The organism is Sphingomonas panni (genome assembly GCF_022664435.1).
Classification (GTDB): Bacteria; Pseudomonadota; Alphaproteobacteria; order Sphingomonadales; family Sphingomonadaceae; genus Sphingomonas; species Sphingomonas panni.
In genome coordinates, this window is record NZ_JAKREU010000013.1 from 62156 (window position 1) to 69159 (window position 7004).

At 67.3% G+C, this 7004-nt stretch carries 6 protein-coding genes; 2 read left to right on the forward strand and 4 right to left on the reverse strand.

The features are described from left to right. Nucleotides 1-360 precede the first annotated feature (360 nt). From MF609_RS18540 to MF609_RS18550, 3 genes are all read right to left on the reverse strand, one after another. Entirely contained in the window at nucleotides 361-1554 is a 1194-nt protein-coding gene (locus MF609_RS18540) for a replication initiator protein A (RefSeq protein ID WP_242417560.1), read from the reverse strand. A 277-nt stretch (nucleotides 1555-1831) separates the two neighbouring features. Next, nucleotides 1832-2872, reverse strand: coding sequence for a ParB/RepB/Spo0J family partition protein (locus MF609_RS18545; protein ID WP_242417561.1), 1041 nt, complete (start codon nucleotides 2870-2872; stop codon nucleotides 1832-1834). Nucleotides 2873-3213: 341 nt separating this feature from the next. Next, a complete protein-coding gene (locus MF609_RS18550; protein ID WP_242417566.1) occupies nucleotides 3214-4416 on the reverse strand; it encodes an AAA family ATPase in 1203 nt (400 codons plus the stop codon). Between the two features lie 158 nt (nucleotides 4417-4574). On the opposite strand from MF609_RS18550, the gene MF609_RS18555 reads away from it, so the two are divergent. Next, the gene (locus tag MF609_RS18555) at nucleotides 4575-4844 is read left to right on the forward strand and encodes an antitoxin of toxin-antitoxin stability system (RefSeq protein WP_242417562.1); all 270 of its coding nucleotides are present in this window, start codon (nucleotides 4575-4577) and stop codon (nucleotides 4842-4844) included. After that, complete coding sequence (locus MF609_RS18560) at nucleotides 4841-5125, forward strand: type II toxin-antitoxin system RelE/ParE family toxin (protein ID WP_242417563.1); 285 nt, start codon at nucleotides 4841-4843, stop codon at nucleotides 5123-5125. The genes MF609_RS18555 and MF609_RS18560 overlap by 4 nt, the downstream gene beginning before the upstream one ends. Before the next feature lie 66 nt (nucleotides 5126-5191). On the opposite strand, the gene MF609_RS18565 is transcribed toward MF609_RS18560, so the two are convergent. Beyond that, nucleotides 5192-7004, reverse strand: a 1813-nt coding sequence (locus tag MF609_RS18565) for a xanthine dehydrogenase family protein molybdopterin-binding subunit (protein ID WP_242417564.1), incomplete at its 5' end; no start/stop codon positions are given.

The window sequence follows — 7004 nt, forward strand, 5'->3', positions numbered from 1 at the left end:
GTCGGTCGAGCGTTCCCGAAAGGTCGGGCCGCGTTCCCGGAGTGTCGAAGGTTGCCATCGACGAGCAAAATGCGGCGCGCGTTTGAATCAATTCCAACCGGCATCGCGATGAACTCGTTCAAACCGGGCGCAGGCTGTCCGGCAACGGGACAGGGGCGTTGTCGGCGGCCCAAGATAGCCGACACTTCGGGAACGCTTGGGCGGATCGGACTGGGTTGAATGCGGGTGGCAGGTGCCGCGGGAGACGCGGCCTGCGCCGGGGCGATGGCTTGCGGCGGGGGGATCGAACTCTCGGCAAAGGGTCCGAATGACGCGACACGCCTGCCCACTCAGGCCGCGCAACACATAGGCTTCCGGCCGCTAGCGCCCCAGTTCGTGGCGATGCTTGGCATCGAAGCGCCGGACATAGCCGATGAACGCCGCCTGGTAATTGACCGGGGTCCGCGACGGGTCGCCATCGATCCACGCGCGGAATTCGGCGTGGAGCTGATGATAATCCCAGCCCGGACATTCGCCGCGCAGCAGCTCCAGAGTCTGCGTGCTGATCTCGCCATCCTGCGCGCGTGCCGCCAGTCCCCGGATCGAGGCGCGGATCATCGCGGCGGCATCGACCAGTTCCTCGGTCCGTTCGGGCGAGGGGGCGGGCTTCCCCATCGGTGCCACGGCGGGAACGGGGGCAGGGGCGGGGGCAGGGGACACGCTGGCGGTGCGCAGCGCATCGTTACGCCGGCGCATCCGCAGCGACGGCTCGCGCTTGCCCTCGCCCTGTTCCAGCGCCAGCGTATAGCCGGGCAGTTCGTCGCGCTCGGCGATCTTGGCGATCTCGAACTTGAAGCGGCGATATTGTCCTTCGGCGCCCGATTTCTCGAACAGGGTCGGCATCGATATCGTGAACCCCGCGTCGCCCGCGCCGCCGGCGTGTTTGCGCGCGACGCGGTACAGCCAGCGTTCGCGCCCGCCGGTCAGGTCGAAATAGGCGCGGTCGATCGACAGCACGCCGCCGGTCATCATCACCCCTTCCCAGAACCAGTTCGACAGTTCGATCGTCATGCCGCGCGACCGTTCGGTCTTTTCATCGACCAGCTGGGTCCAGCCATCCAGCCAGCTGAACGTTGCTTCTCGCCGGTTTTCTGCGCGGATATTCGTCTTGATCGTCGTCGCCACCAACCGGTCGAGCGCCTGGCCCAGCAGTTCATAGGCGCGCCCCGTCGTCGGCCGCCCGATCGCGCGCAACAGGTCGTACGGCATCAGGTGCAGCTTGCGCGGCACGTCGTTGACCCCACGCCTGGCCATATCGGCCAGCACGCTGGCGCAATAGATCAGGATGTCCGCGTCCCAGATCGTCGCCATGCCGTAATCGGCATTGGCCGACACATGCACCCACAGCTTGCCATCGGGGCTTTGGTAATCGATCGGCTTGACTCGTTTCGACTTGGCGAGGCTGAAGAACGGCCGCTCCATCATCTCGCGCTGGTCGCGAAGCGGCAGGTCGGCGAGATAGGGGAGGAACAGGTCGAACTGTTCGCTGACCTTCTCCGATGCGGCGCGGGTCATGCGGCTGTCCTGAAAAGTTTCCCCGGGGAAACTTTCGGGCGGCAGGGCAGGGGGGCGCGCGATCGATAGCGATCCGCCGGTCCGCCACGGCGCGACCCGCGCGGGGAAAGGTTGCAAAGTTTCCCCGGGGAAACATCCGCACATCCCGGCGAGCGAGCGGATGGGTGCAAGCTAGGCTGCAACGCGCGCGAAGGGGCGGGCCGCTGCGATGCCGCGCCGATCAGCCGCACCCGCCGGGCGGTGCCGCCCGAAAGTTTCCCCGGGGAAACTTCGCCTATCACCGCTGCAGCCCCCGCCCCTGCGCCTCCAGCTCGGTCAGGATGATGCGCAGTCCCGCTGCCAGCTCGTCGACGCTCGCGCCCGATCCGGCGTGGAGCCGCAGCGTCACGCCCTGCCGGTTGGCCGACTGCACGGTCATCGCCGGCCGGCCCGACGACGGCAGGGTCCAGAAATGGGGCGTCGCCTTCGCATCCCCCCGCGACGGCGCCTCGAGCAACCGTTTCAGCACGTCGGCGGCCGGCAGGGTCGCGTCGCCCTTCGCCCGTGCCGCCGCCTGTTCGCGCGCGACGATCTTCGCCTCGGCGAGGATCAGCGGTGCCTGCACCCGATCCTCCAGCGCCTGGGCCAGAGCATAGCCGCCCTTCAGCTGCACCTCGGCGGGCGAGGCGAAGGCGGCGATCGCCGCATCGGGCAGCGCGGCTACCCGCAGCATCTTCGACAGCCAACCCTTGGACAGCTTCAGCCGTTCCGCCATGCGCGTGGCGTGGTTGCCATAATGGGTCTTCAGCGCCGCCGCATAATTGCGCGCGCGTTCGAGGTCCGACACATCGGCGCGCGCCCGATTTTCCAGATCGGCGAGCCGGAACGCCGCTTCGTCGTCCAGTGTCGCGACCTGCGCCACGAACTGCATGTCGGGATAGCTGTGCGCGCGCAGCCACGAGATCGACCAGTGCCGCCGCGTGCCGGCGATCACCTCGTAATCATGCGCCGGATCGCCCTCGACCCGCCGGACCACCGCCGGCACCTTCTGCCCGCCCTCGGCGATGATCGAATCGATCAGCTCGCGGCACCCCGCCTCGGTCAGATGGGCATAGGAGCGTGCATTGCCCGGCCAGATCCGCACCCGCGCCGGGTCGAGCAGCAGCTGCGTCACCTGCCGCACCTCGCCCGACGCCACCCGCGCCAGCGCCGATTCGCGACCCAGCAACGTCGTGCCGCGCAGTCGCTCCGACCCGCGCTCGGTCGGGGCGGGGGCGGGGGTGTCGGCCGGGCCGTCGTCGAGCAACGCGGCCAAATAATCGGATTGCTTACGCGCCATGGGGTACCTCCGCGCGGAACATATGCAGAACTCGGTGTTGTAGGAAAGAGGGGGCGGTAAAGCGTCCGGTCCACGCAAATCGAAACGCGTCGCCGACAGTGACATTCGCCGGAGTAGCGACGGCCCCCCAACCACGCCGTACCCTCGCGCAGGCGGGGGTCCAGAGCCATACACGCAGTCCTATCGTTACCCTGGACCCCCGCCTGCGCGGGGGTACGCGGAGGGCGTCACGAAACCCCGCCGGGTCCGCCTGCGCGAACCCGTCGATCGGGCTGCCGGCCCGTCGGCCGGGCGGTTTGAGCAAGCTTGCGCTGCGCGCTCGCTGGCCGCGCTTTGCGCTGTCAAACCGCCGCCGCATGGACCACCTCCTCCTCGCTCGCCGGCGTCACGCGGCCCCAACCCTGCCGGACCAGCTGCTCGATCTGCCCCATCGCCTCGTCGAGGTTCGCGCGGCAGCGTTTGTGCGTCTTGGGGGTGCCGATCGGCCTTTCCAGCTCGTAGACCGTCATCATCCGCATCGCGGCGTGACTGATCTCGGCCGATTCGAGGATCGGGACCGGCAGCAGGGCCGGGCCGAAGCTCTGCTCCATGATCGCGCGCACCATCGCGTGGGACGGATCGTTGCCGTCGAACTTCGAACAGATCAGCCGCACGAAACTGTAATCGACCTCGATCCCCGCACTGCCCAATTGCTGCAGCACCTGGTCCATCATCGACAGGAACTGGACCGTCGAACAGAAATCGGGCGTCGTCGCCGCCAGCGGTACCAGCAGCGCATTGGCCGCCTGCATCACCGCCAGGCTGATCGTGCCGAGTGCGGGCGGCGGGTCGAGCAGCACGATGTCGTAATGCCGCGCGAGGTCGATCAGCCCCTGTTTCAGCTTGCGGAACCGTGCCGCCAGCACCGACGCTCCGTCCGATCCCGCCGCCGCCAGTTCATATTCGACGTCGAACAGTTCGAGGTTCGACGGGATCAGGTCGACATTGGGCCATGGCGTCGACTTGACCGCATAGGACAGGTCGTTCTGCGTCGGGTCGATCGACAGATAGGGGTAGAGCGTTTCCTCGCGCGTGATGTTGAAATGCGGGTTGAAGCCGAACAGCGTCGTCGTCGTCGCCTGACTGTCGCAATCGACGACCAGCACGCGATATCCCTGCACCGCGAAATAATGGGCGAGGTGGGTGGTGACGGTCGACTTGCCGACGCCGCCCTTGAAATTCTGCACCGCGATGACCGCCGGCACGTCGAGCGGCGCGCGGGCAGGGGAGGCCCCCAGCACGTCGCGCATGTGCAGCAATTCCTCGACGCTATAGCCCAGGCGCCGGCCATTATCGGCGGCGGGGGCGGGGGGCAGGCGCCCGTCCTCCTCGGCCATGCGAATGCGGTTGGTCGAACAGCCGAGCAGTTGCGCGGCCTCGGCAATGCCGAAGCGGACGTTGAGGCCCTTGCGGCTTTCGGGCAGGAACGCCTTGCGCCGCAGCCGCTCGATCATCCGTTCACCGGCGTCCGCCAGATCGCCGATCTGTGCCGTAATTGCATTCATGCTGCGCAGCACCCGCCAGTTTGAACCCTGTTATGCCGGATATGCCATGAGGAGCTTCAATCGGGCAAGCGATTGCGCGGTTTGATTCAAGCGACGTGTTTGTTGCGAAGAGATAGCTGCGCGTATATACGTCGTCATTACCACATCGGAGACCGATCTTGTCGAAAGCCGCCGTGTTCACCATGAAGCTCGAACCCGATCTGCGCGCGGCATTCATGGCCGCCGCCGAGGCGAGTCATCGCCCGGCATCGCAGGTCGTGCGTGAACTGATGCGCGGCTATATCGAGCGCGAAGCGGCGCGGCAGGAACAGGGCGACTTCCTGGCCCGCAAGGTCGCCGCCGCCCGCACCGCCAGCAACGCTGGAGTCGGGCGCAGCAATGACGCCGTAGAAGCAGACTTCGCCGCCCGCCGTGCCGCGCTGAAGTGAAGGTCCGCTGGACGCCGCAGGCGGAGGCGGATCGTCTGGCGATCTGGACCTATCTGGTCGAACGCGATCCCGCCGCCGCCATCGAACTCGACCAACGCTTCGGCAATGCCGCCGCGTCCCTGGCCGATTTTCCCTTGTCCGGCCATGAAGGCGAGTTGCCCGGAACCCGCGAACTGACCCCGCACCGCCGCTATCGCCTCGTCTACGAAGTCACGGGCGACACGATATGGATCCTCGTGCTGATCCACGCCGCCCGCCTCTGGCCGCCGCTGGAGGGGTAGGGCTCACGCACGTCACGCCGGATCAAGTCCGGGGTGACGTGCGTGCCTGACGATCGATCACTCTGCTCAGACTACCGCCGGCAGCCTGTCCAGATATTTGTCCAGCGTGATCGGATAGTCGCGGACCCGGATGCCGGTGGCATTGTACACCGCATTGGCGACCGCGCCGCCGACGCCGCACAGGCCCAGTTCGCCGACGCCCTTCGCCTTCATCGGGTTGGCCTTGTCATCGGCCTCGTCGAGGAACACGACTTCCTGATGCGGGATGTCGGCATGGACCGGCACTTCGTAGCTGGCGAGGTCGTGGTTGACGAACAGGCCGAAGCGCTTGTCGACCGCCAGTTCCTCCATCAGCGCCGATCCGACGCCCATCGTCATCGCGCCGATGACCTGGCTGCGCGCGGAGATCGGGTTGATGATCCGCCCGGCGGCGCACACCGCCAGCATCCGCTGGACCCGCGTCACGCCGGTATAGGCATCGACCGCGACCTCGACGAAATGCGCGCCGAAGGTGGCGAAGGCATATTGCTTGTCGAGCGCGCCGAACTCGATCTTGTCTTCCGCGCTCAGGTTGCCGGCATCGCGCAGCGCCACGGAGCGTCCGCCGCCGGTCACCTGGCCGCCCTCGAACACCGCATCGGCACCCATGCCGAGCTTCGCCGTGACCTGGTTGCGCAGCGCGACGCAGGCGGCATAGACGCCCGCGGTGCTGTTGGGCGCACCCCATTGCCCGCCCGAACCGGCCGACACCGGATAGGCGCTGTTGCCCAGGCGCACCTCGACCGCGTCTACGGACACGCCCATCATCTCGGCGGCGGTCTGGGCGAGGATCGTGTAGCTGCCGGTGCCGATATCGGTCATGTCGGTTTCGACCACGACCCGGCCGCCGTCGAGCCGCACCCGCGCGCCAGACTTCATGTTGACATGGTTGCGGAAGGCGGCGGCCATGCCGACACCGCGCAGCCATTTGCCGTCACGGACCTGCCCCGGCTTCGGATTGCGCCTGGCCCATCCGAACCGCTCGGCCCCCTCGGTCAAACAGCGGACCAGCTGGCGTTGCGAGAAGGGCTTGTTCGGATTGGCGGGATCGACCTGCGTATCGTTCTTGATGCGGAACGCGACCGGGTCCATGCCCACCTTTTCCGCCATTTCGTCCATCGCGACCTCAAGCGCCATCATGCCCGGCGCTTCGCCCGGCGCGCGCATCGCATTGCCTTCGGGAAGGTCGAGCACGGCAAGCCGCATCGCCGCCAGACGGTTCGCGCCGGCATAGAGCAGTTTCGTCTGGTTGACCGCTGCCTCGGGGCCGCCATCGGGCTGATCGCCCGAACCGCTTTCATGCGCGATGGCGGTGATCGTGCCATCCTGCTGGCACCCGATGCGGATGCGCTGGCGGGTGGCCGGGCGGTGGGTGGCGTTGTTGGCCATCATCGGCCGCGCCATCGCGATCTTGACCGGCCGCTTCGCCGCCTTCGCGCCCAGCGCCGCCAGCACCGCATCGGCGCGCAGGAACAGTTTTCCACCGAACCCGCCGCCGACATAGGGCGATTGCAGGTTGATCTTGTCCTTCGGGATGCCCAGCGTCTTGGCAAGGTCGCCGCGGCCCCAGTCGACCATCTGGTTCGACGTCCAGATGGTGAGCTGGTCACCGTCCCAGCGCGCGGTGGAGGCGAACGGCTCCATCATCGCATGGCTGTGGTCGGGCGTGGTATATTCGGCGTCGAGCTTGACCGGTGCCGCGCCATAGGCCCCTTCGAAATCGCCGACGCGCGCTTCGGGCTTGCCGTCGTCGCCGGGGGCGGGCTTGGCGGATTGCAGACCTTCCTCCAGGTCGAACCGCCCCTTGGCCCGCGCATAATCCACGCGGACGAGGTTGGCG

What these genes read in the sequence shown, in the direction of transcription:
- MF609_RS18545 (WP_242417561.1), bottom strand. Translation starts at nt 2,872, where the DNA reads ATGGCGCGTAAGCAATCCGATTATTTGGCCGCGTTGCTCGACGACGGC.
- MF609_RS18550 (WP_242417566.1), bottom strand. Translation starts at nt 4,416, where the DNA reads ATGAATGCAATTACGGCACAGATCGGCGATCTGGCGGACGCCGGTGAA.
- MF609_RS18540 (WP_242417560.1), bottom strand. Translation starts at nt 1,554, where the DNA reads ATGACCCGCGCCGCATCGGAGAAGGTCAGCGAACAGTTCGACCTGTTC.